This window comes from Pseudoalteromonas sp. NH0006-46 (assembly GCF_057547735.1).
In genome coordinates this window covers 656,568-679,265 of sequence record NZ_BAAJML010000001.1, presented here as the reverse complement: position 1 = coordinate 679,265, position 22,698 = coordinate 656,568, and the positions used below count along the sequence as shown (strand labels likewise).

The window sequence follows — 22,698 nt, the reverse complement described above, 5'->3', positions numbered from 1 at the left end:
AATAGCGCCAATCAAAAAGTAGTTCTTGGAGAACAACATGAAAACTAAAATTAGCATTGCAATATTCACCTCTTTATTAGCACTTTCTCCGGCTGCAAACGCAGACTTCAGCGTTAATGTAGGTGCTATTAATGTAAACCCAGACAATAGCGGATCAGCAATTAACGAAGCTCCTTCATTGGGCCTAAAAGGTGACTCAAATACCCAATTGGGTATTACCTTAGATTATGCTTTTAATGATACATGGGTATTAGAATTGATTGCTGCAACACCGTTTTCTCACGATGTGAATGGAACAGGTGGCTTAGCTGGTAATAAAATTGCCAATATTAAACACCTTCCACCTTCACTGGTAGCACAATACCACTTTTTAGATACAAGCTATCAGCTTAGACCATTCATAGGTGTTGGCGTAAACTATACAACCTTTTTCGACGAACAACCTTCACAAGCACTTAAAGCAACACTTGGTACGGACGATGTAGAAGTTGAGCTTGATGATTCTTTTGGCTTGTTAGTACAAGTAGGCGCTAATTACAAAATTGATGATAATTGGGGACTACACGCTATGGTTTCTATGATGGATATCGATACAGATGCAACAGTATATGCTAATGGTTCAAAGGCATTAACATCAACTGTAGAACTTGATCCTGTGGTTGCTATGTTTGGTGTAAAGTATAGCTTTTAATATTAAAGTGTTGTGTTATGTGTGCAAAAAAGGCGCTAAGCGCCTTTTTTTTTGTGTAATGAAAACAGTAACTCAGCTTCCGCTCTGGGTAACTCGCACTCGCGTATCACCTCGTCTAAGTCAGCTCCCAATTCAACCATTTTTACAGCACGAGAATAAATTTTAGCATCAGGATCATCGTACTTTTGAGCTGACTGCTGCTGTATCAAATCTTGGTTTTGTTGTTCAACTTCAAGAACTCGCTTACCTATACTAAGTAAACCTGTTCTTAGCTCTGCAGCTTCGCTTCTGAGAATATGAATCTGCTCTGCACACTCTTTAAGCTTTTGATGCAAATCACCTGCATCACTGGTGTGTTTATTTTTAAGTGCCATAATAAGCGTTAACGATATTAATCCTATCGCTAACGCGCTTATAGCAATACTAAGTAACAGCATAGTTTATCTGGTAAAGCTTATAAATCGCTTAACTCGTCCCATTCATCATCACTAAGTAATTTATTTAGATCAACCAATATAAGAAGCTCGTTATCTCGATTACACACACCTTGTATAAATTTAGCACTTTCTTCCGTACCTACATTTGGTGCACTGTCAATCTCAGAGCTACGCAGATAAACAACTTCAGATACGCTATCGGCTAGAATACCAATAACCTGCTCTTCTGCTTCAATAATTAAAATACGCGAGTTATCAGTAGCATCGGCTGCCGACAAACCAAATCGAGCGCGTGTATCAATAACGGTTACCACGTTACCACGCAAGTTAATAATGCCTATTACATAAGAAGGTGCACCGGGTACAGGAGCAATTTCAGTGTAACGCAGTATTTCTTGCACCTGCATTACGTTTACACCGTAGGTTTCCTCTTCTAACTTGAATGTAACCCATTGTAATATTTCATCATTATTATCCGCATTTTTATTTGCTGACAGTAATTTCTCTTGGTTCATGCTGTTACCCCATAATGGTCATTACTACTGACGGCTATCTAAGCCTTCTTCTAATAATGTATTTAAATTATCTACATCTATTAAAGCACACATTTTTTCTTTAATAACCCCAGCAAGCCATGGGCGCTTACTTTGATCGGTACGCCATTTTACATCTTCTTTTGTCAATGTAATGTTATTTATTAACTTTTCTGCTAATAATCCCCACTGGCTATCACCCAAGGTGATTAAATATTGATAGTCTAATGATGCTTCAAGTTTTTCGTCGTATTTTTCTGGCATTACCCATCGCGCAGTATCAACAACATTTAATTTTTCATCTCGGTTTAGCATAACGCCTTTAAACCATTTTGGCTTACCAAACAAGTGATTTACTTCACCTAATTGGTGTATACCGCCTAAAGCTTTGAGTGGCACAGCCAACGTAAGCCCTGCAACTTCGAAAAATAATGCTTGAAATTCGCCATCAAAGTAATCTGATTCACTGTTATTTGAGAGCTTTGGCTTTGCCTCTTCAGCTAAATCAACACTTGTACTTGTTACCTCTTTTGGCGAATCAATATTATCTTCAACAACCGTTTTTGTCTCTTTAACGTCTTGCTTATTTTTTACTACAGGTAATTGAGTGCTTAATTCTGTTTTTACTTCAACATCCGGTTTTTTAAGTTTAGGGTCCGCAGTTAAATCATGTGAATCATCCGGTATATTTTCTAAAAGCTTTGCTACGGGCTCTAAATCACTCACAAGCTCCTCTTCACAAAGCAAGGCACCTAAATACTGAGTCATTACTTTTTCATTAGCAAATAATTGCTTACTCATTCATTAACCTTGTTCAATTAAATATTCTAATAATGCTTTATAAGCAAATACACCACGAGAACGAGGGCAAAATTCTATTGGTACCTTTTGAGCCAAACTTGCGTCTCTTAATTTTGTATCAACGGGAATAACACCAGGCCAAACTTTATCACCGTACGTTTCTTGTAAAGTTTTATAAGCCTCAAGCGATGCCTTTGTACGTTTATCGTACATTGTAGGTATTATAGTATATTCATAACTTTTCGCCTGTGAGCTCTGCATTAACTCCATTGTGCGCATCATCCTATCAAGGCCTTTAAGTGCAAGAAACTCTGTTTGTACAGGCACTAAAATTCGCTCACTGGCAGCTAATGCATTAACCATCAATACACCTAAAACAGGTGGGCAATCTAAAATAGCATAGTCGTAATGTTCGCTTATTTTTGCAAGCGACTTTTTCAATATTAACCCCATGCCTGTTTTATTGCCCATACTTCGATCAAGCGTAGCAATAGCCATGGTAGCCGGCAAAATATCCAAGTTTTCAAGTGTAGAAGGACACAGTGCTTGAAGTATTTCCTCGCTCTGCATACTGGTTCCGCGAGCAAAAATATCGTAAACACTGACTTCTAAATCTTCTGAATCAATACCAAAGTAATAGGTCAAAGAAGCATGCGGGTCAGTATCAATGAGTAAAACTCGCTTACCTTGTAATGCTAAAATTCCAGCAAGACTGACCGCAGTAGTTGTTTTACCAACCCCCCCTTTTTGGTTTGCTACAGTCCAAATCTTCACATTACATCCCAGTTACTTTTTAATTACGTGTAGTAATACGTATGCCACCATGTGGTAAACGAATAATTTTTATTGTGTCATCGTCTGACGGCAACTCTACTTCTGGCTCTGGCTCTTTAATCTCAGCTGCTTGTTCTTCAGCCAGTTTATTTACTTCATTAGGCAATCCATATTTAGATAAAGCGATAACCACTTTGCGATTTTCAGCGCGCCCCTCTTCTGTATTATTTTCAGCAAAAGGTGAATACTGTCCATACCCTTCAATGGCCATTCTGGCTGAATTTATTCCTAATGATTCAAGCTCAACTAAAACAGAAGTCGCCCGAGCTACAGATAATTCCCAATTAGAGCGAAATATTTCATTTCGAATAGTTTCATCATCTGTATAACCGCGAACCCGTATATAGTTATCTACCGGTTCAATAATATCTTTAACTATTTTAACGACTTGTTTTGCTCGAGAATGTGCAACAGCACTACCGCTAGAAAACAACATACCTGAACTCAGCTCGATAATTAGCCAATCTTGATGTAATTCTAGGTTAGCCTCACCATCACGAATCTCGTCAATAAGCGCAGATTGAAGCTTTGTTAATAAACTATCGAGCGGTTTTCCTAAATATTTTTGCTGGATATTGCTCGTATCACTTTGGCCATCGAGTAACTCGGGGCCTTGCTCTTCTTTGTTTATACTTTCACCATAGAGTAATTCTTTCTCAGGCGTGACTCTATCGGTGAGTATTCCGGTACCCTCTACCCCCGTCCCTTGCTGAGAATAAATACGTGCTGATTTATCAAACACTTGCTCTAAAGAATCCGATAGAATTTGAAAGTTTTCCTCTTTGTTTATTGCAATAGCATACATTACAACAAAAAAAGCAAACATGATGGTCATGTAGTCAGCATACGACACCAACCAGCGTTCTGTGTGCTGACTTTTTTGGGCCGAGCGACCCAAACGTCGACGCATCATTTTATGCGTCCACTAGGTTTGGCCGCTCAACACGGTAAGCTTCAAGCTTTAACTCTATATTCATAGGGCTTTGGCCATCGCTAATTGCAATGATACCTTCAGCAAGCATTTCGTGGTAAAGCATCTTTTCTTCTACACGTTGCTTAAGCTTATTTGCCATGGGTAAAAATAATAAATTAGCCAACCCCACGCCGTATATCGTAGCAATAAAGGCAGTAGCAACTCCAGCACCTAGTAATTGGGGGTCAGTAATAAAAGACATTGCTTGAATAAGTCCAAGAACGGCCCCTAAAATACCTATGGTAGGACTATAGCCGCCCATTGCTTCGTAAACCCGAGCCGCTTCAAGTAAGCGTTCACGTTCTAACAATAAGTCTATCTCAAGTGTATCTCTGAGTTTTTGTTCTGAACCACCATCAACTAACAGGCTGAGCCCCTTTGCGGCATAAACATCTGAATGCGTTAATGCCTCATCCTCTAGTGCTAAATAGCCCTCTTGTCTCGCTTTATGCGACCAACGTTTAACCTGTTCAATCGCATCATCAATATCATAGCTTGGCGTAACAAATACCCAGTGACTCATTCTAAGCATTTTTTTAAAAGTACTGGCAGATGTTTGAAGCATGACAGCACCTAAAGTACCACCTAGTACGATAATGAGTGCCGGACCATTAAAAAGCGCTGCAATCACACCACCTTCTAGATGATAGCCTATTGCTATAGCACTTAGTGCAACTATTAACCCAAGTACGGAGAGCTTATCCACAACCGGTTTCACTTTTTATCCGCGTTGCAATATCATCCAGCGCTAAACTCTCACTTGAAAGTCCCGCATTAGCAACAGCTTGTGGCATACCATAAACAACACAGCTTTTTTCGTCTTGTGCCCAAATAGTAGCCCCAGTTTGTTTTAACATTCTCGCACCATCTCGACCATCGGCGCCCATGCCAGTTAAAATAATTGCTAATACATCGCCTTGAAAAGCCTTAGCTACACTTGCAAACGTTACATCGACGCTAGGCTTATAAGTAATTCGCTCGCTATTATCTTCAAAAACACGCAATGTTTTTGAACCACCTCGTCCTTCAACCATCATTTGTTGACCGCCCGGCGCTAAATAAGCAGTTCCTGGGTCTAACCGATCACCTTGTTGTGCCTCTTTTACTTTTATTTTGCACAAACCATTTAAGCGAGCTGCAAATGCCGGTGTAAAAGCAGCGGGCATATGCTGAATGAGTAAAATAGGATGCGGGAAATTAGCTGGTAATTGCGTTAGCACATTTTGTAAAGCAACTGGGCCACCCGTAGACGTACCAATTGCGACTAATCTATATTGCTTTCCACTGGCACGAGAAGGAAGTGAGCTCTGTGTTTTGGTTAATGATGGTTCAGGGGTTGAACGCTGAAAACTTCTATCCGGTTGCCTGATGGAAGATGTGCTACTTCTTTGAGGTACCGCACGTGTTGCGGGTTTAGAATACGACACTGGCTTAAAAGTTCTGGGAATGCGTCTATTGCCAATTTCTTTAACTTTAGCTTGGAGAAGCTTTATGGCATCTTCATTATTACGTGCTATGTCTTCAAACTTTTTAGGCAAAAAGTCCATCGCCCCCGCATCAAGAGCATCGAGTGTGGCTGTTGCGCCAGCACGGGTCAATGAAGAAAACATTAAAATTGGTGTAGGATTGCTGGCCATTATTTCTTTAACCGCGCTAATACCATCAAGCACTGGCATTTCTACATCCATTGTGATCATATCAGGACGCAGTTGGGCCGTTTTTTCAACAGCTTCTCTGCCATTTATGGCAAATCCAATTACTTGTATGTCGCTGTCTTGCTCAAGAATTTCGCTTACTCTACGACGAAAAAAGCTTGAATCGTCAACAACTAAAACTTTTACGGCCATTTAGCTCTCTTATTAAATTTCTATGTAGGCACACTTAATTGTGTGCCTGCTTTATGATTTAGCCTGCGTAGTGTTTTAACATATTGGGAACATCTAAAATAAGTGCAATTCCACCATCTGACGTAATAGTTGCACCTGCCATACCAGGAGTGCCTTGAAGAAGTGCATCAAGAGGCTTTATCACAACTTCTTCTTGTCCTATTAAGGAGTCAACGACAAAACCAACCTGCTGAGTACCTATTTGAACAATAACAACATGGCCTTGAGCTTTGCGCTGAGTACGATCTGCTCCTTTAACTAACCAATGCTCAAGATAAAACAGCGGTATTGCTTTTTTACGTACAATGATCGTTAGTTGACCATCAACTACATTTGTTTTGGTTAAATCTAAGTGGAATATTTCACTAACACCAGCCAATGGTAGTGCAAATGTTTGTTCACCAACTACAACCATTAAGGTAGGTAATATGGCAAGTGTTAGCGGTACTTTAATTTCTAAAATTGTACCAACACCTAGCTCTGACTGAATACTCACTGAGCCATTGAGTTGAGTGATTTTAGTTTTTACAACATCCATACCCACACCACGCCCTGAAATATCAGAGATCTCTTCCTTAGTAGAAAATCCTGGTGCAAATATTAAATTGTACGCTTCGGTATCTGATAAACGGCTCGCTTGATCGTGATCTAAAACGCCTTTACTGATTGCAATTTTTTTGAGCTTCTCAGCATCCATACCCGCACCATCATCTTTGATAGTTAACAAGATATGGTCGCCTTCTTGCGAAGCTGAAAGCGTGACATTACCCGTTCTAGGTTTGCCAGCTGCTTCACGAGCTGCTGGCATCTCTATTCCGTGGTCAACTGAGTTTCTAACTAAGTGAACAAGTGGATCTGCAAGTGCCTCAACCAAGTTTTTATCTAAATCAGTTTCTTCACCAACAAGCTGTAAACTAATATCTTTATTTAAGCTTCGTGCTAAGTCACGAACAACTCGAGGGAAGCGGCCAAATACCTTTTTAATTGGCTGCATTCGCGTTTGCATTACTGCGCCTTGGATATCAGCCGTCACAACATCTAAGTTAGAAATGGCTTTACCCATTGCTTCACTTTCTGAGTTTGTTGCTAAACTTACCAACCTGTTACGAACAAGTACAAGCTCACCCACCATATTCATTATTTGGTCTAGGCGTTTTGTGTCAACTCGGACTGTTGTCTCGGCTTGAGGAGGAGCTGGTTTTTTCACAGCTGCAGGCGCTGGAGCAGGCGCTGCTTTTGCTGCTGGTTTTTCTGCAGGCTTTTGCACTGGTTTTGGCGCAGCAGCTTTTACGGGTTCAGGCTTTTTAACAGGCTCACTTACCTTAGCCGCGGGTTTTGCCGCTGGCTTAGACTCTGAAACTGCAGGACTCTCTATTGATTTAGGAGCGCCAGTACCATGAAGTTCATCTAGTAAAGCCTCAAATTCATCATCACTAATTTCATCATCGCTAGTATTACTTGCCGATGTATTTGTTGATGCCGTTGCAGTATTTTCTACTGGATTATTACTTGCTGGTTGCTCTTTTGCAGGCTCACTAGCGGCAACAGCGCCAAAGCTTCCAACGCCATGGAGTTCATCAAGTAGATTATCAAACTCATCATCTGTAATGTCTCCACTGACATCACTGCTACTTGGCGAACTTTCAGCTATTGGGCTTTGACCTTTCCCGTGTAGCTCGTCGAGTAGGTTTTCGAATTCATCTTCTGTTATTTCATCTATCTGAGTTTCTTCATCGCTTTGCGCAGCTGAACCGCCGCTAAATAACTCATCAAAGGCAAATGGGTCTTCTTCATCTGCTGATGAAGTTTCTTCTGCCGCAGGCGTTTCTAAAGCTTCATGTTGAGGCTCATCTACCGTGTCAAATGGAGATTCACCAGCAAGCTCTTCCTCTGTTGGAGGCAAGCCCAGTTTGTGAAGAACTTCAAGTAGTTCGGGATCGGCAGGCTCAGGTTTATCGCGGTTTTGAATGGTAGCAAACATCTCGTTAATAGTGTCGAGTGCCTGCAAAATCACATCCATTAACTCAGAGTTAACTGTTCGTACACCCTGTCTGAGTAAATCGAATACATTTTCTGCACCATGACATGCGTCAACTAACTCCGTCATGGCTAAAAACCCAGCACCACCTTTTACAGTGTGAAACCCTCTAAATATGGCATTGAGTAATTCGGTGTCTTCTGGATTGTTTTCCAGCTCAACTAACTGTTCAGATAAAAGCTCTAGGATTTCTCCTGCCTCTACAAGAAAGTCTTGTAAAATATCTTCATCGACTTCAAACATGCAGTTACTCTCCTCTTAGAAGCCCAAACTTGATAAAAGATCATCGACTTCATCTTGATCAGATACAACATCATTACGTGATTCTTTATCAATAATAGGGCCTTCTGGACCTGCTAAAGTTTGTTCGTCTAATGGTTCATTTGTTTTTTGTTGTTCTATTTTTTCGGCTTTACCGTCGTTTTGATCAGCAAAGGCAGTCAAAAGATGGATCAAGCTTTCTTCGACTTCTCTAACAAGCTCAATAACCCGGCGAATAACTTGCCCGGTTAAATCTTGATAGTCTTGCGCCATAAGTACATTTGTCATCAAACTTTGCAGCTCATCGGTTTTATGATGAGATTTGTTCATAAACTTATCAATGCTGTGGCATAACGATTTAAACTCTCCTAACTCAATCTCTCGATTCATTAGGCGATCCCATGTCGGTTTGATATGAGATATCTCATCCGCCAACTGCTGAGCAATTGGTAGGCTAGCCTCAACAGCATCCATTGTTTTATTTGCGGCATTTTCTGTCATTTCTATAACATAATTAAGCCGTTTTTTTGCATCTGGAATCGCATCGGTAGTTAAGTCAGTTAAGCGAGTGTCTAGCTCGAAGCTTTTTAAAGCTTCATGCAATTGACGGGTTAACTTTCCAACTTCAGCAAATATTTCAGATTGCTCCTTAGAAGCAGTATCTAAAATTAACTGATTGGCTTTGTCTTGCTCACCGTTTTCTAGATAAACAACGAGCTGACGAGCTTGTTCTAAAGTTATTTGAGGCGCAGCAAGTGCTGACATAAGCCTCTCCCCCTATCATTAGCCTAAACGTTCAAATACTTTTTCTAATTTAGTTTTGAGTGTTCCAGCAGTAAATGGCTTAACAATGTAACCATTAACACCTGCCTGTGCTGCCGCTATAATTTGTTCTTTTTTAGCTTCAGCCGTTACCATCAATACCGGAATGTGTTTAAGCTTATCATCCGCACGTATTGCTCTTAATAGGTCTATACCCTGCATTCCTGGCATATTCCAATCGGTAACAACAAAATCAAATACTTGATTTTGTAGCATTGGCAAAGCGGTTGACCCATCGTCTGCTTCTTGAACATTAGTGAAACCTAAGTCACGTAACAGATTTTTAATAATACGTCTCATTGTTGAAAAATCGTCAACAACCAGAATTTTCATGTTTTTATCCAAAACATCCCCCAGTGAGGTCTTAACCTTGTTTACTTACTACTAATTTATCCAGTCATTGATTTTAGCTTTGAGCTTAATCATCGCCTGACCATGTATTTGACTTACACGCGATTCGCTTACATCGAGTATATGCCCTATTTCTTTTAAATTCATTTCATCGTTATAGTACAAAGAAAGCACCATTGCATCTCGTTCTGGCAAAGATTTTACCGCACCTAACAAAGACTCATTAAACCGCTCATTTTTAACGTTATTAAACGGTTTGTCTAGCGCTAAATCTTGATCAACTGGACTGATGACATCCTCGTCGACACCAAGGTCTTCTATACCGAGTACTTTACTTGCATTTACATCGTTTAAGATATGATGGTACTCATTTAACGAAATTTCAAGTTTTTCAGCAACTTCTATATCTGTAGGCTCACGGCTTAAGCTTTTTTCTAAAAAAGCAATTGTTTCAGCCACCAAACGGCTTTTGCGATGCACTGAACGGGGTGCCCAATCGCCGCGTCGCATTTCGTCAAGCATTGCGCCACGAATACGAATCCCTGCAAAAGTTTCAAAGCTGGCGCCTTTGGTTGCATCAAAGCTCTTAGAAGCTTCAATCAGGCCAATCATGCCTGATTGTATTAAATCGTCCAGCTGAACGCTGGCAGGTAAACGCGCTATAAGGTGACATGCCACTTTTTTGACGAGTGATGCATGTTTTTCAACAATCACATTTAAATTTTGTGCTGATTGATATCCCATAACTTTATTCACCAATGTTGTCATAATTAGCCGTTTACTAGTTTCTCTATGAAAAACTCCAGATGACCCGATGGTTGGTTAGGTATTGGCCATTTAACTGCTTTTGTTGCTAGCGCTTGAAACGCCAGTGCCGCAGGCGAATTTGGAAAAAGTTCTACAATAACTTTTTGACGGCGTGTTGCCTTACGCATATTTTCGTCGTAGGGAACCGTTGCAACCAAGTCCATTGATACATCTAAAAAACGATCGGTTACTTTGGAAAGTTTAGCAAATAGCTCTTGCCCTTCACGCATGCTGCGGACCATATTTGCAACAATTTTAAATTTATATACACCATGCTCACGGCTCAATACTTTTATCAGCGCGTAGGCATCTGTTATTGATGTGGGCTCGTCGCATACAACAACCATGACATCTTGTGCTGCGCGGGAAAAACTCAGCACCATGTCAGAAATACCTGCTGCAGTATCTACAATTAAAATATCAAATTCTGTATTTAATTCGCTAAAAGCTCTGATAAGTCCCGCATGCTCTGAAGGCGACAATTCAACCATGCTTTGAGAACCCGACGTCGCGGGTACAATTTTAATACCTGCGGGGCCTTCAACTAGAATTTCATCAAGTTCGCATTCACCAGATAAAACATGTGATAAGTTACGTTCAACACGCAGCCCTAGCATAACGTCACAGTTTGCTAAGCCTAAATCGGCATCAAGAACCAATACTCTGTTACCTTGCTGGCCTAATGCAATTGCAGTATTAAGAGAAACATTTGTTTTTCCTACTCCACCTTTACCGCCAGTGACAGCGATAACTTTTACGCCGTTGTTATTGTTTTGACTCATTTTGCGCAGGCCACTTGCTTGATCTAATACTGTGTTAATCATACATCCCTACTGTGCTTGGCGCCACTGCTTGGTGCCTTGAATGTTGTGCTTTTGCTCTTTTTAAATAGAGTTGCTCAGCCTTTTTAACTAGTTTTTCAGCATTTGCAACTCGAATATCTTCTGGTACTCGTTGACCGTTAGTAAGATACCCTATTGGAAGGCGATTTTGAATCGCAATACTAATAATCTCACCTAAACTTAAAGATTCGTCTAATTTGGTGAATATACAACCACTTAACTGCACTTTCTTAAAGTGTCTAACGGTTTCTTGCAACACGTGTATTTGCGATGTTGCACTGAGCACTAAATAGCTACGAATATCAACGCGCTGGTTACGCATAAGAGTATTAAGCTGCTCAGTTAAACGTAAGTCGCGTTGGCTCATACCCGCAGTATCAATTAATACTAGTCGTTTATTTCGTAAATGATATAAAACTTCAGCTAATTCATTAGCATCTTTAACTTGCTTAACACCACAGCCTATAATTCGACCATACGTAGCAAGTTGCTCATAAGCACCAATTCTGTATGTGTCGGTTGTGATTAAAGCGACTTTGTCTGCACCGTACTTTTGTGCACCAAGTGCAGCTAATTTAGCAACTGTGGTTGTTTTACCAACCCCAGTTGGGCCAACCAAAGCGTATACACCGCCTTGACGTAAAATTTCGTTATTGGTTGTCTGCATCTGATCTTCAACCATTGTTAAAAGTGCTTTCCAACCTTGCTGACGAGACACATCGTCAGGAACAAAGCACGCCATTTGCTCTGCAACATCTTTATCTATACCCATACCAACTAAACGATCAATCATGCATGCACGAGTAGGGTCGCGTCTTGCCATGTCTTGTTGCATGAGCCCTGATACTTGATGCTCTAACAACTGACGAATGGCATTCATTTCGTCACGCATTGACGAAATTTGCTCACTTTCATTATGTTTAGTTTCTTGACGGTTTGTCACTGGGGTATCAAGGTCATCAAAATCACTTTCTAGGTCATCAAACCCAAGGCTGTCTGCTTGTGTTTGCGGACGAGCTGAAGCTTGGCGTTCATTGGTAAATATAGGTCGAGGACGCTGTTCTTGCACTGGCTCTTGGTAGTTGTCTGTAGTATCAATACCTGATTGCGAAAACATAGAAGCCAGTTCTGCAGAGCGAGGACGTGGAGCTTGACGCTCTAATAATGCTTGAAGACTATCAGCTACTTTCGCTTGTGGCTCTGGCTTAGCGCGAAGTGGCTCTGGTTTTACAAAATTATGCACTTGCTGTGACTTTGCAAAACTTTTTGCTGGCGCACTTTGCGGTTGCTCTTTTTTAGGGGCTGCTTTGTCATAATCAACTGCTGCTACAATTTCGACACCGTTAGCTAGCTTTTTATTTGACATAATAACCGCATCAACACCTAATTCGTCTTTAACTTCTTTAAGTACTGTGCGCATATCTTTAGCAAAAAAACGTTTTATTTTCATGATTCAACCCCTTTAAAAATCTTATTGTTGGCCTACAGAGCTGACTATCTTGATCTGTCTTTCATCTGGTACCTCTTGATAAGACATCACCCTTAAACCCGGGATGGTGTACTTAACAAAACGAGATAACACAGTGCGTAACATTCCCGACGTTAGCAATATTGAAGGTTCACCGGACATTTCTTGGTTTTGATGCGCTTCGTTTAGTGACACTTGAAGTCGCTCTGCAAGTCCTGGTTCTATACCGGCACCTTCGTCGCCTGCATTTTGCAGTGACTGATGCAACATCTGTTCCAACTCAGGCGCCAAGGTTATGACAGGGATTTCTGACGACATACCTACAGCATCTTGAACTATTAATCGGCGTAATGAAATACGCACTGCAGCCGTTAATACATCGGGGTCTTGACTACGCGGGCCATACTCAACAAGCGTTTGTACAATTGAACGCATGTCGCGAATTGCAACCCCTTCATTAAGTAAGTTTTGTAGTACTTTTACAATCACAGTTAACGGTAATACGTCAGGAACTAAACCTTCAACTAAGCGAGGGTGACTTTTACCTAACATGTCTAATAAGTTCTGTACTTCCTCGTGGCCTAACAGCAGTGCTGCACTGTTTGTGAGTAACTGGCTAATATGTGTAGCCACAACTGTGGCTGAATCTACCACGGTATAACCTAGCGATTGTGCTTCGTCTTTTTGATCTGGTTTTATCCATACCGCATCAAGTCCAAAAGCAGGGTCTTTAGTTTCAATCCCTTTAATTGGCCCAAATACTTGACCAGGGTTTATTGCCAGTTCATCACCATGCTTAAGTTCACCTTCACCTGTAGATACCCCCATAAGCGTAATTCTGTATGCATTAGGGTCAAGCTCTAAGTTATCGCGAATATGTACGGGTGGAACTAAAAAACCCAGCTCTTGAGAAAGCTTTTTACGTACTCCCTTAATACGATTTAGTAGTTCTCCGCCTTGAGATTGGTCAACCAAAGGAATTAACCTGTAGCCTACCTCTAATCCAATTACATCTACTTGCTGAACATCATCCCAACCCAGTTCTTTTTGTTCTTGTTTATTAGCAACGCCCGTACCAGCAGCTCCATTTGCAGCAGCTTCAGCCTCTGCTGCAGCCACTTTTAGTTTACTTTGTTGAGTGTAGTAAGCTAAATAACCTAATAATGCGCCTAGGCTTAAAAATGCTAAATGAGGCATGCCCGGTACTAAGCCCATGGTAATTAAGATACCAGAAGCTATAAATAATGACTTCTCGTTGCCAAGTTGTTTCTTAAACTGGTCGCCCATATTGAGTGACTCGTTTTGACGTGTTACTACAATCGCTGTACCAATCGATAGTAACAGTGAGGGAAGCTGAGCCACTAGGCCATCACCAATCGTAAGCAGTGTGTAAACTTCCATAGCTTGGCCAAAACTTAAATCGTGCTGGATCATGCCAACAAATAAACCACCAACAATGTTGATAATTAAAATGACAATACCAGCAATAGCATCACCTTTTACAAACTTACTTGCACCATCCATTGAACCATAGAAGTCAGCTTCGCGAGTAACCTCTTCGCGGCGATCACGCGCTTGCTCTGCACTAATGAATCCTGCGTTTAAATCGGCGTCAATTGCCATTTGTTTACCTGGCATTGCATCAAGTGTAAAACGTGCTGATACTTCAGAAATACGCCCTGCACCTTTGGTAATTACAACAAAGTTAATAATGATAAGAATTAAAAATACCACTAGGCCAACAGCATAGTTACCGCCAATAACAACAGACCCAAAGGCTTCTATCACTTTCCCCGCGGCATCTCCACCATTATGTCCTTCAAGTAGTACAACACGTGTACTTGCTACGTTAAGTGCTAAACGCATAATTGTGGCGATAAGTAATACGGCCGGAAACATACCAAACTCAACCGGTTTCATGGTGTAAACCGTTACGAGTAGTACCACCAACGCCAAAGCAATATTGAATGAAAAAAGGATATCAAGTAAAAATGGCGGTAACGGTAAAATGACCATTCCCAAAGCTGCAAGCACAAGCAAAGGTGTACCTACGCCTTTTGCATATTCTTTTTTGTCTGCGTTAAGTTGTTGTAATACCGCTTTAAAACTCATAATTCTACAATTTCAAAAAATTGACACTACGTAGAATTAGCAATAACTATTCCAAGTTAATAAAGGAGTAATATTAATACCTGTAAGCATCTGGGATGGGGAGCTTTTTATTAAGCTTTGTCGGGCGTTTTCCGCGACCTTTATTGAAGCGTTTTAACTGAAAAACATAAGCTAACACCTGTGCAACGGCAGTGAAGAGTTGATCAGGAATTTGTTCACCCACTTCTGCGGTATGATAAAGCGCTCTCGTAAGCATGGGCGACTCAACAATCGGTACATCGTTACCATTTGCCACCTTTCGTATTTGCATAGCAAGTTCATCTACGCCTTTTGCAAGCACTATAGGAGCACCTGCTCGCTCGGTGTCGTATTTAAGCGCGACAGAATAATGCGTTGGGTTAGTAACCACAACATCGGCATCAGGCACGTCTTGCATCATTCTTTTTTGAGACATTTGCCTTTGAGTTTGCCTAATACGCGCTTTTATTTGAGGATCACCTTCAGAGTTTTTGTACTCGTCTTTTACCTCTTGCAGTGTCATTTTTAACTGCTTATGGTGAGTATGACTTTGATACGGCGCATCAATTGCCGCAATAATTACCAATGTGCATGATAATGCCAAAAACATCCACGAAAGTATTTCGAGCGCATGAATAATATTGTTAGGCGCAGACTCAATGCTTAAGTGTAAAATTTCGTCGAAAAAAGTATTAATTAGAAAAAAAGCAAAGCTTGCAACGACTAAGAATTTTAAAATAGCTTTAGTGAGCTCTACCGCTGCTTGCGGACCAAACATACGTTTAAAGCCTTTAAACGGAGACATTTTGCTTGCTTTGGGAGCGGCTGCTTGCCAACTAAAATTAAAGCCACCCAATAAAGTGTTGCCTATAATGCCTGCAAACAAAATAATGAATACAAACATAGCCATAGGAAAAATAAGCGCATCAGCCACACTAGACCAAACCGCAAACATTTTAGTAGTGTCGTAGGTTTCATTTCGATTAAGGCTAAGCATTCTGCCCATAATATTGTATAAACCCTTACCAATTTCAGGGCCGTACATTAACAGTGAAATAGCTGAAAAAATAAGTACAAACATAGTACCTAGTTCTTTAGAACGAGCAACCTGCCCTTTCTTTTTAGACTCTTCTATTTTTTTCCCTGTGGGTTCTTCTGTTTTTTCTTGACCTGAATCTTCAGCCATAACGCACTCCTAAGGCGAGCAACCAACTAAGGTACACATTAGTTCGATCATTTTAAGCCACTGAAATTCAAACTGCAGAATAAAGTTGCCTAATGTTGCCCAAATAATGACAAGCCCTGCTACAAGCGTGAATGGAAAACCAATCGCAAAAATATTTAGCTGCGGCGCCGCACGTGTCATAATGCCAAATGAAATATTAATAACCAGCATTGCTGTCAATGGGGCAAGTGAGAGCACTAAAGCTGTTGTAAACATCCAGCCGCCCCAAGTTACAATATCCCAATAGTGGTCTACCGACCACCAATTACCATCAATTGGCAGCACTTCAAAACTATGCACAACCATTTGTATCATCATTAAATGGCCATTAAATACAAAAAATAATAGTGTTGCTAAAATAAGAAAAAACTGGCCAACCGCCGGAACGCTAGCACCATTAGAGGGATCAATAACAGAAGCAAAACCCAAACCGGTTTGCATAGCAAGTATTTGACCTGCCAATACAAAGGTATTGAGGAGTAAGGTAGATGCAAAGCCAATCGCGATTCCAATAAGCATTTGCTGTATCACTACTAAAATCATTTCGAACGAAAACAGGTTAGTAAATGTAGCAGGAGGAAGCACTGGAACAACCAACAGAGTCACGACGACTGATAAACCCAGCTTTATACGTGTTGGCACATTTTTAGCGCCAAGACCCGCCATTATCATAATCATGGAGCTAATTCTTACCAAAGGGAGTAAAAAATCGCTCAACCATTGAATGACAACTGAAAACGGGTACTCCACTTGTTAACCTGCAATTTCGGGGATAAGCAGCACTAACCGAGTAAAAAAATCCATTAGCTCCTGAGTGAACCAGTGGCCACCAACAATTAACGCGCTAATAGTGATCAATAAGCGAGGCAAAAAACTCAACGTTTGCTCATTGATAGACGTAGCCGCTTGAAACACCGCAACCACTAGGCCAATAATTAAACCTGGAACAACAATAGCTGATACTAATTTAATAACTAAAAACAGTGCATCGCTAAGAATATCAACAAAAATTTCCGGTTCCATGCTGTAATCCTATCTTTTAGTTACATTCAAACAATACATACTATGTGCCTAAACCAAAGCTTTTTGCTAGGGTTCCCATCACTAAGCTCCAACCGTCTACAAGTACAAACAGCATTATTTTAAAGGGTAAGGAGACAATCATGGGGGAGAGCATCATCATACCCATAGCCATGAGTACGGATGCAACAACCAGATCAACAATTAAAAAAGGTATAAAAAACATAAACCCGATAATAAATGCAGTTTGTAATTCGCTTGTTACAAATGCGGGTATAAGTACAATTAACGGGGTCTCTTCTGGTGATTCTAGCTTGTCGTAACCTGCTATCTTAGCAAATGTTTCTAAGTCTTTTAAACGAACCTGCGAGAGCATAAATGCTTTCATTGGCTCTTTTGCGAGCTCCAATGCTTGAACTGAAGTCACTTGCTCACTCAAATAAGGTTCTATGGCTACGTCATTTACCTTTTGGTAAATAGGCGCCATGATAAAAATACTTAAGAATAAAGACATGCCCAACAGTACCTGATTTGATGGCGTTTGCTGCAAACCAATTGCCTGGCGGAGTATAGCCAACACAACAATAATACGTGTAAAAGACGTCATCATTATAATGGCGGCTGGTATAAAGCTCAGCGCCGTCATAATGGCTAAAACTTGCAACGTCACTGAGTAATCTTGTGTGCCATCTGCGTTTGTTGTAATGGTAAGCGCATCGATACCTTCAGCGCTTGCGCTTGGAACAAACATAATGGCGAAAATAATTAGCAGCCACTTAATCATAGGTTCAGTTCTTTTTATTTTGTTTTGATTTGGGATTTAACAGTTTGCTAAATTGTTTAGCAAGTTCTGGAATTTCTTTTTCACTCAGTGGTGACTCTAATTTATGAAGGTAGTTAATGCTGTGCGGCGTGACGCCTAATAAATGCTGCGCATTATCAATCTCTACCACCATTAAGCGTTCGCGAGAGCCTAAGGGAAGACTTCGAACCACTTTAAATTCATCACTGTTTGCCAAATTAGGATTAAGCTTTTTTACAAAAATAGCCAGAACAACAATGAGCACTAGCACCACAATAAGCGAAAGCACCATGGAAATTAAATCGCCCGCAGGTGTAACCGACTCTGTTTTTGTAAATACAGACGCTGTTAGCGCAAAAAGGGCACTCATCGTAGCTTTTTGATCCGCTCTACTTGGCTGATAACATCCGTTAAACGAATACCAAACTTGTCATTTACCACAACCACTTCACCATGGGCAATCAAGGTACCATTAACCAATACATCTAATGGCTCACCAGCAACACGATCTAGCTCTACTACTGAACCTTGGTTAAGTTGTAGTAAATTACGAATATTAATTTTTGAGCGCCCAACTTCCATCGATATTGTCACTGGGATGTCTAAAATTGTATCGAGCTTGCGCTTTTCTTCGCCCGTTATTTCGCTTTTTTCATCACTTAATTCATCAAGTTCGGCAACTTGCGCTTCGCCAGCATCATCGCCGCCTTCAGCCTCAGCAAGTGCGGCTGCCCATTCGTCCATTGTATCTTGATCATCGCTCATACGTTTAACCTTTTAATCAATTACCAGTCTAAGTCTACACCGTCTGAAAGGTGTAAATCTTCTTCTAATTCTGCTAACTCTGCATCTGAGTCAATTTTCTTGCCGCCTTTAGTAAATACATGCAGCTCAGATTTAACTGAATCAGGTCGTTTAATTTTTTCACTGATTTGTAGGGCGACATTATCACGAGAACGACCCATTTTAGCTCTGAATGTGGGCAGCTCCTCTACAAATACAGTAATATGCTCTGGCATTTCAACAGGAATAATATCACCTGCTTTTAGCTCCATTATTTGTTGAAGTGTTAAGTCGACCTCTAGAAGCTGAGTCGACATATCAACTTCAACATCCATTATTTCATCTCGTAATGCTTTACTCCAACGTAAGTCGGTATCTTCGGTGTCTGATTGAACACCTGCATCCAAAAGTTCCCTTATTGGTTCGAGCATTGAGTACGGCAAAGCAATGTGAAAATCACCGCCACCGCCATCAAGTTCAATATGAAAAGAGCTAATAACCACAACTTCAGTCGGGCTTACAATATTAGCCATAGCAGGATTTACTTCTGAATCGAGGTACTCAAACGACACATCCATGACCGGTGCCCATGCCTCTTTATAATCTTCAAAGATTATTTTTAGTAGCATTTGCACAATTCGGCGCTCTGTCGGGGTAAATTCACGGCCTTCAATTTTTGCGTGGTAGCGACCATCACCGCCAAAAAAGTTATCCACCAAAATAAACACTAAACGTGCTTCCATGGTGATCAAACCGGTTCCTTTTAACGGTCTAAAACGCACCATATTTAAGCTGGTTGGTACAAACAAGGTATGTACGTACTCACCAAATTTTATCATTTGAACGCCATTAATGGATACTTCCGCTGTCCGGCGCATCATATTAAATAGGCTAATTCGCATATGGCGAGCAAAGCGCTCATTAACAATTTCCAGCGTCGGCATGCGACCACGTACGATTCGATCTTGCGAAGAAAAATCGTACTGAAGCGTACTTCCCCCGCCATCTTCGCCATCGTTTATATCTTCCTCTTCAACGTCATCAACACCGTGTAATAGCGCATCAATTTCGTCTTGGGATAATAAGTCGCTCACGCTAACCCCTTATTGCATTACAAAGCCGGTAAACAATACCCGCTCAATTACTTTACTGCCTTCAACGTCATTTAAGGCGGTTTGCACTGTCTCTAGTGCAGAAAAACGCAGTGTTTCTTTGCCTGCACTGGTACTTAACTCATCTGCAGTAGTCGTTGAAAATACGCTGAGTAACTTACCTTCGATAAGCGGGATATGCTTTTTAGCGGTTTCTTCATTAACTTCGCCACGAACCAAAAGCTGCACTTTAATTTGTACAATTCTATCTCTGCTAGAGCCCGGTACGTTAAATACAAATGGTCTAGGCATCGCAACGTAAAGAGCACTGCCTATCTCTGCAGATGAACCAGAAGCCTCTGGCGCTTCTTCTGAAAGAGTTGTTTCTTCATCTAACGTCTCAACTGGCTCATCCGAGCCCGACATTAAAAAGAAACCCGCAGCACCACCTACAACTAGCAATGCTGCTGCAATAATAATTATCAGCTTTTTTTTACTTTTAGGCGCTTCTTCTATTTCTAAACTTGTTTCTTCAGCCATCATCATTCCTTATATCGCAAAGGTATTTGCTTGTTTTAGTTATTATAATAGCAGTAGTTAGGCATAGTAATCTATTGATGATGATGTTTGTAGCGCAGAAGTTTGTTCTGGGCTATTTACTGGCTCATCACTTTCACTATTTGCTACTCCATTTTGGGCCAATTGCTCCCCCGAACCCGATTCATTTTGCTCAGCATTTTCGCCACCTGACTGGCCATATGAAATAGTGCTCTCACCCAGTTCCAAACCTTGCTGTGCTAGCATTTCGCGTAAACGAGGCATAGATTGTTCAAGTGCCTCTTTGGCCTGCTGGTTCTGTACTACAAAGTTAATTTGTGCTTGTTCTGCATCGCTACGAACGCGTATTTGCATGCTGCCCATTTCAGGTGGGTCAAGACGAATTTCAGCCTCTTTGTTATTAATGCTTAACATTGAACTAACGCGCTCTTGTAACAACTTGGCCGCGTCACTTTTAACTATGTTAATCGCCTGCATCATACCAGGGTCAATACTCACCTGCTTTGTCTGTGCTGTACTTTGTAACTGCTGATTTTGCGTAACCTGTTGATCCAATATCCCCATTTCATAATCAATCGAATCATAATAGCTTTGGGTACTGGTTTGGGTTGTATTTAATGCATTAGTTATAGTGTTAAACAACTGCGTAACTTTAGCCGGTGACTGCTCAGCCGTGGTATTTTTTAGCCCGTCTTTTTGCAGTTGGTCAAGCGCTTTTGTTAGCTCTTCATCACTAGTAGGCTGTGCAGCTAATTTAGTTGGTTCTGCGCTACTTTCAGAACCTGATTTCACACTCACTTTTTGTGGCTTATTCACCGTATTTGGTGTTTGTGAAGCTATAAAAGTAACTGGCTTTGTTGTCTCTTCACCTTTTACCGCTAAAGTAACTGCTTTGTCTATTTGCGATTCATTTGCTTGCGGCAGTTTCTGTGAATCGTTTACAGCTTTTTGAGATATTGTAAATTTAGTATCTGCCGCAATCGAGACTTTTAGCTCACCTATCGCTTGCTTAATAACCGCTAACTGTTCACCTTTTGGTTGCTCGGTTTTAATAAAAGTATTTAATTGAGTCAGTAGTCCCTGCTTTTCAGTCCCAGAAAGTGTATTAAACTGCCCGCTAGGCGACGACTTAACTTCAGTGCTTTGTGTCTGCTCGTTATCCGTTATAAATTGAGTGAGCATTTGCTTTAAAGCCGTCAACTTTTCAACGCTATTTGATGAAGAAAGCGAATCTGCTTTAATCTGATCATTTAATTTTGAAAGTTGTTCAGGCGTTAAACTTGCTAATACCTTATCTGTTTTTATTGCATTCGCATCTTTAACCGTTAGCGCATCTATCGCGTCTGCTTTTTCGGTTTCAGTGATACTTGAGTTGGGTGAAATTGCTCTTGACGTATTTTCTGCTGGTTCCGTAACTGTATTTTGAGCTACAGCATTTTGAGCTACGGTATTGGCATTAATTTTATTACTGTTCTCTGGTGTGCTTTGGGTAGTCGCAATTTTATCAACATCCGTTTTTAAAACAGTGTTATCAGAATTTATACTCGCTTCAGAAAGTACTGAGCTTTGTGAAGCGGCTCGTTTATCTGCAAAAGTGCCTTTGTTAGCCTCTGCCCCGCCGTCTTTTGCATCAGTTCCCTGAGTTATACTTTGCGTTTCTGCAGTGTGTTTAACTGTATCCGATTTTATATTTAGCTGTGTTTCAACAGCCTGTGCGATAGACGTTTTATTTTGTTTTTCTGAATTTAACGAGCTACTAATATCAGCATCATCGACTAATTTTGCCACACCACTTTTACTGCTGTCAGCAATTGGCGAATGAGGTCTAATTATTTTACCTACCTCATCTTTAACAGGTAAATCTTTTGCTGGCACAGCAACATAACCTTTAACAGGCAGCTTCTCGTTTAAATCAGCAATACCGAGCGGAGTTTTTATTGTAGATGTATCTGTTAGGTGTGTATCTTTCGCATTTTCGCTTGGTTTTGTGACTTCAGTATTTATTGATTGGGATGAATTAATTTGTTCGAAAATGTCATTGCCAGACTCTGCATCGAATTTGGCAGCATTTTTGTCATCAATGTGGCTCACTGAGCTTTTTTCAACATCTGAAGCTGATGAAGCAGCAAACTGCCCGTCAGCCTGAGTCTGTTCAAACTCTTTTTTTATAGGCTCAAATGCATTGTGCGCATCTTGTAGCTGAGTAAAAAACTCCGCACCTGATTCATCACCGGAAGTAGCTAAGCCACTGTCTTTAAATGCTAAAAAAGACTCTTTATCAGCCGCAATTGAAACAGACATATCATTCATCGCCATAAATCACCTAATACGGTTACGGCAACATG

24 protein-coding genes are annotated in these 22,698 nt (G+C 40.7%); 1 reads left to right on the top strand and 23 read right to left on the bottom strand.

Annotated elements, in window-relative coordinates:
* The first annotated feature begins 37 nt into the window (after nt 1-37).
* Nucleotides 38-691, top strand: a complete 654-nt coding sequence (locus tag AC27I2_RS03100) for an OmpW/AlkL family protein (protein ID WP_138528725.1) — start codon at nt 38-40, stop codon at nt 689-691.
* Between the two features lie 35 nt (nt 692-726).
* Here AC27I2_RS03100 and AC27I2_RS03095 read toward each other — a convergent pair whose 3' ends face one another.
* The 23 genes from AC27I2_RS03095 to AC27I2_RS02985 all read right to left on the bottom strand — a co-directional run bounded on the left by AC27I2_RS03095 (nt 727) and on the right by AC27I2_RS02985 (nt 22,663).
* Nucleotides 727-1,128 (bottom strand): DUF2802 domain-containing protein, encoded by a 402-nt coding sequence (locus AC27I2_RS03095; protein ID WP_058403486.1) that lies wholly within the window; start codon nt 1,126-1,128, stop codon nt 727-729.
* A gap of 17 nt (nt 1,129-1,145) precedes the next feature.
* The gene (locus tag AC27I2_RS03090) at nt 1,146-1,643 is read right to left on the bottom strand and encodes a chemotaxis protein CheW (protein WP_058403487.1); all 498 of its coding nucleotides are present in this window, start codon (nt 1,641-1,643) and stop codon (nt 1,146-1,148) included.
* A 24-nt stretch (nt 1,644-1,667) separates the two neighbouring features.
* Nucleotides 1,668-2,462, bottom strand: coding sequence for a chemotaxis protein CheW (locus AC27I2_RS03085; RefSeq protein ID WP_487203469.1), 795 nt, complete (start codon nt 2,460-2,462; stop codon nt 1,668-1,670).
* Nucleotides 2,463-2,465: 3 nt separating this feature from the next.
* Nucleotides 2,466-3,236, bottom strand: a complete 771-nt coding sequence (locus AC27I2_RS03080; protein WP_058403489.1) for a ParA family protein — start codon at nt 3,234-3,236, stop codon at nt 2,466-2,468.
* A gap of 19 nt (nt 3,237-3,255) precedes the next feature.
* Nucleotides 3,256-4,209 (bottom strand): flagellar motor protein MotB, encoded by a 954-nt coding sequence (locus tag AC27I2_RS03075; RefSeq protein WP_487203468.1) that lies wholly within the window; start codon nt 4,207-4,209, stop codon nt 3,256-3,258.
* 1 nt (nt 4,210) lies between these two features.
* Complete coding sequence (locus tag AC27I2_RS03070) at nt 4,211-4,975, bottom strand: flagellar motor protein (RefSeq protein ID WP_058403491.1); 765 nt, start codon at nt 4,973-4,975, stop codon at nt 4,211-4,213.
* Nucleotides 4,968-6,116, bottom strand: a complete 1,149-nt coding sequence (locus tag AC27I2_RS03065; RefSeq protein WP_219421680.1) for a protein-glutamate methylesterase/protein-glutamine glutaminase — start codon at nt 6,114-6,116, stop codon at nt 4,968-4,970. The genes AC27I2_RS03070 and AC27I2_RS03065 overlap by 8 nt, the downstream gene beginning before the upstream one ends.
* 58 nt (nt 6,117-6,174) lie before the next feature.
* Nucleotides 6,175-8,436, bottom strand: a complete 2,262-nt coding sequence (locus AC27I2_RS03060; protein WP_487203467.1) for a chemotaxis protein CheA — start codon at nt 8,434-8,436, stop codon at nt 6,175-6,177.
* A gap of 15 nt (nt 8,437-8,451) precedes the next feature.
* The gene (locus tag AC27I2_RS03055) at nt 8,452-9,219 is read right to left on the bottom strand and encodes a protein phosphatase CheZ (protein ID WP_219421678.1); all 768 of its coding nucleotides are present in this window, start codon (nt 9,217-9,219) and stop codon (nt 8,452-8,454) included.
* An 18-nt stretch (nt 9,220-9,237) separates the two neighbouring features.
* Entirely contained in the window at nt 9,238-9,621 is a 384-nt protein-coding gene (gene cheY / locus AC27I2_RS03050; protein WP_008132609.1) for a chemotaxis response regulator CheY, read from the bottom strand.
* Between the two features lie 39 nt (nt 9,622-9,660).
* Nucleotides 9,661-10,371, bottom strand: a complete 711-nt coding sequence (locus AC27I2_RS03045) for an RNA polymerase sigma factor FliA (protein ID WP_487203466.1) — start codon at nt 10,369-10,371, stop codon at nt 9,661-9,663.
* 26 nt (nt 10,372-10,397) lie between these two features.
* Entirely contained in the window at nt 10,398-11,258 is an 861-nt protein-coding gene (locus tag AC27I2_RS03040; RefSeq protein WP_006792753.1) for a MinD/ParA family ATP-binding protein, read from the bottom strand.
* Entirely contained in the window at nt 11,251-12,726 is a 1,476-nt protein-coding gene (gene flhF / locus AC27I2_RS03035) for a flagellar biosynthesis GTPase FlhF (protein WP_138528735.1), read from the bottom strand. Before flhF ends, AC27I2_RS03040 begins: the two co-directional genes overlap by 8 nt.
* 21 nt (nt 12,727-12,747) lie before the next feature.
* Nucleotides 12,748-14,856 (bottom strand): flagellar biosynthesis protein FlhA, encoded by a 2,109-nt coding sequence (gene flhA, locus AC27I2_RS03030; RefSeq protein WP_058403496.1) that lies wholly within the window; start codon nt 14,854-14,856, stop codon nt 12,748-12,750.
* Nucleotides 14,857-14,929: 73 nt separating this feature from the next.
* The gene (flhB, locus tag AC27I2_RS03025; protein ID WP_010555918.1) at nt 14,930-16,060 is read right to left on the bottom strand and encodes a flagellar biosynthesis protein FlhB; all 1,131 of its coding nucleotides are present in this window, start codon (nt 16,058-16,060) and stop codon (nt 14,930-14,932) included.
* Nucleotides 16,061-16,069: 9 nt separating this feature from the next.
* Nucleotides 16,070-16,849 carry a flagellar biosynthetic protein FliR gene (gene fliR / locus AC27I2_RS03020; RefSeq protein ID WP_006792749.1) on the bottom strand — a complete coding sequence of 260 codons (780 nt, stop codon included), beginning with the start codon at nt 16,847-16,849 and terminating at the stop codon, nt 16,070-16,072.
* Nucleotides 16,850-16,852: 3 nt separating this feature from the next.
* Nucleotides 16,853-17,122, bottom strand: a complete 270-nt coding sequence (locus tag AC27I2_RS03015; RefSeq protein WP_006792748.1) for a flagellar biosynthetic protein FliQ — start codon at nt 17,120-17,122, stop codon at nt 16,853-16,855.
* A gap of 40 nt (nt 17,123-17,162) precedes the next feature.
* Nucleotides 17,163-17,903 (bottom strand): flagellar type III secretion system pore protein FliP, encoded by a 741-nt coding sequence (gene fliP / locus AC27I2_RS03010; RefSeq protein WP_058550992.1) that lies wholly within the window; start codon nt 17,901-17,903, stop codon nt 17,163-17,165.
* A 4-nt stretch (nt 17,904-17,907) separates the two neighbouring features.
* Nucleotides 17,908-18,291, bottom strand: coding sequence for a flagellar biosynthetic protein FliO (gene fliO / locus AC27I2_RS03005; RefSeq protein ID WP_487203465.1), 384 nt, complete (start codon nt 18,289-18,291; stop codon nt 17,908-17,910).
* The gene (gene fliN / locus AC27I2_RS03000) at nt 18,288-18,686 is read right to left on the bottom strand and encodes a flagellar motor switch protein FliN (RefSeq protein WP_006792745.1); all 399 of its coding nucleotides are present in this window, start codon (nt 18,684-18,686) and stop codon (nt 18,288-18,290) included. Before fliN ends, fliO begins: the two co-directional genes overlap by 4 nt.
* Before the next feature lie 20 nt (nt 18,687-18,706).
* Nucleotides 18,707-19,798, bottom strand: a complete 1,092-nt coding sequence (gene fliM / locus AC27I2_RS02995) for a flagellar motor switch protein FliM (protein WP_010555915.1) — start codon at nt 19,796-19,798, stop codon at nt 18,707-18,709.
* A gap of 9 nt (nt 19,799-19,807) precedes the next feature.
* Complete coding sequence (gene fliL / locus AC27I2_RS02990) at nt 19,808-20,335, bottom strand: flagellar basal body-associated protein FliL (RefSeq protein WP_058403499.1); 528 nt, start codon at nt 20,333-20,335, stop codon at nt 19,808-19,810.
* 57 nt (nt 20,336-20,392) lie between these two features.
* Nucleotides 20,393-22,663: a flagellar hook-length control protein FliK gene (locus AC27I2_RS02985; RefSeq protein WP_487203603.1), complete on the bottom strand. Its 2,271-nt coding sequence runs from the start codon at nt 22,661-22,663 to the stop codon at nt 20,393-20,395.
* Between the last annotated feature and the right edge of the window lie 35 nt (nt 22,664-22,698).

Bases quoted from the DNA above. Each gene is read 5' to 3' on its own strand.
- AC27I2_RS03100 (WP_138528725.1), top strand. From the start codon at position 38: ATGAAAACTAAAATTAGCATTGCAATATTCACCTCTTTATTAGCACTT.
- AC27I2_RS03095 (WP_058403486.1), bottom strand. From the start codon at position 1,128: ATGCTGTTACTTAGTATTGCTATAAGCGCGTTAGCGATAGGATTAATA.
- AC27I2_RS03090 (WP_058403487.1), bottom strand. From the start codon at position 1,643: ATGAACCAAGAGAAATTACTGTCAGCAAATAAAAATGCGGATAATAAT.
- AC27I2_RS03085 (WP_487203469.1), bottom strand. From the start codon at position 2,462: ATGAGTAAGCAATTATTTGCTAATGAAAAAGTAATGACTCAGTATTTA.
- AC27I2_RS03075 (WP_487203468.1), bottom strand. From the start codon at position 4,209: ATGATGCGTCGACGTTTGGGTCGCTCGGCCCAAAAAAGTCAGCACACA.
- AC27I2_RS03065 (WP_219421680.1), bottom strand. From the start codon at position 6,116: ATGGCCGTAAAAGTTTTAGTTGTTGACGATTCAAGCTTTTTTCGTCGT.
- AC27I2_RS03060 (WP_487203467.1), bottom strand. From the start codon at position 8,436: ATGTTTGAAGTCGATGAAGATATTTTACAAGACTTTCTTGTAGAGGCA.
- AC27I2_RS03055 (WP_219421678.1), bottom strand. From the start codon at position 9,219: ATGTCAGCACTTGCTGCGCCTCAAATAACTTTAGAACAAGCTCGTCAG.
- AC27I2_RS03045 (WP_487203466.1), bottom strand. From the start codon at position 10,371: ATGGGATATCAATCAGCACAAAATTTAAATGTGATTGTTGAAAAACAT.
- AC27I2_RS03040 (WP_006792753.1), bottom strand. From the start codon at position 11,258: ATGATTAACACAGTATTAGATCAAGCAAGTGGCCTGCGCAAAATGAGT.
- flhF (WP_138528735.1), bottom strand. From the start codon at position 12,726: ATGAAAATAAAACGTTTTTTTGCTAAAGATATGCGCACAGTACTTAAA.
- flhA (WP_058403496.1), bottom strand. From the start codon at position 14,856: ATGAGTTTTAAAGCGGTATTACAACAACTTAACGCAGACAAAAAAGAA.
- flhB (WP_010555918.1), bottom strand. From the start codon at position 16,060: ATGGCTGAAGATTCAGGTCAAGAAAAAACAGAAGAACCCACAGGGAAA.
- AC27I2_RS03015 (WP_006792748.1), bottom strand. From the start codon at position 17,122: ATGGAACCGGAAATTTTTGTTGATATTCTTAGCGATGCACTGTTTTTA.
- fliP (WP_058550992.1), bottom strand. From the start codon at position 17,903: ATGATTAAGTGGCTGCTAATTATTTTCGCCATTATGTTTGTTCCAAGC.
- fliO (WP_487203465.1), bottom strand. From the start codon at position 18,291: ATGAGTGCCCTTTTTGCGCTAACAGCGTCTGTATTTACAAAAACAGAG.
- fliN (WP_006792745.1), bottom strand. From the start codon at position 18,686: ATGAGCGATGATCAAGATACAATGGACGAATGGGCAGCCGCACTTGCT.
- fliL (WP_058403499.1), bottom strand. From the start codon at position 20,335: ATGGCTGAAGAAACAAGTTTAGAAATAGAAGAAGCGCCTAAAAGTAAA.
- AC27I2_RS02985 (WP_487203603.1), bottom strand. From the start codon at position 22,663: ATGAATGATATGTCTGTTTCAATTGCGGCTGATAAAGAGTCTTTTTTA.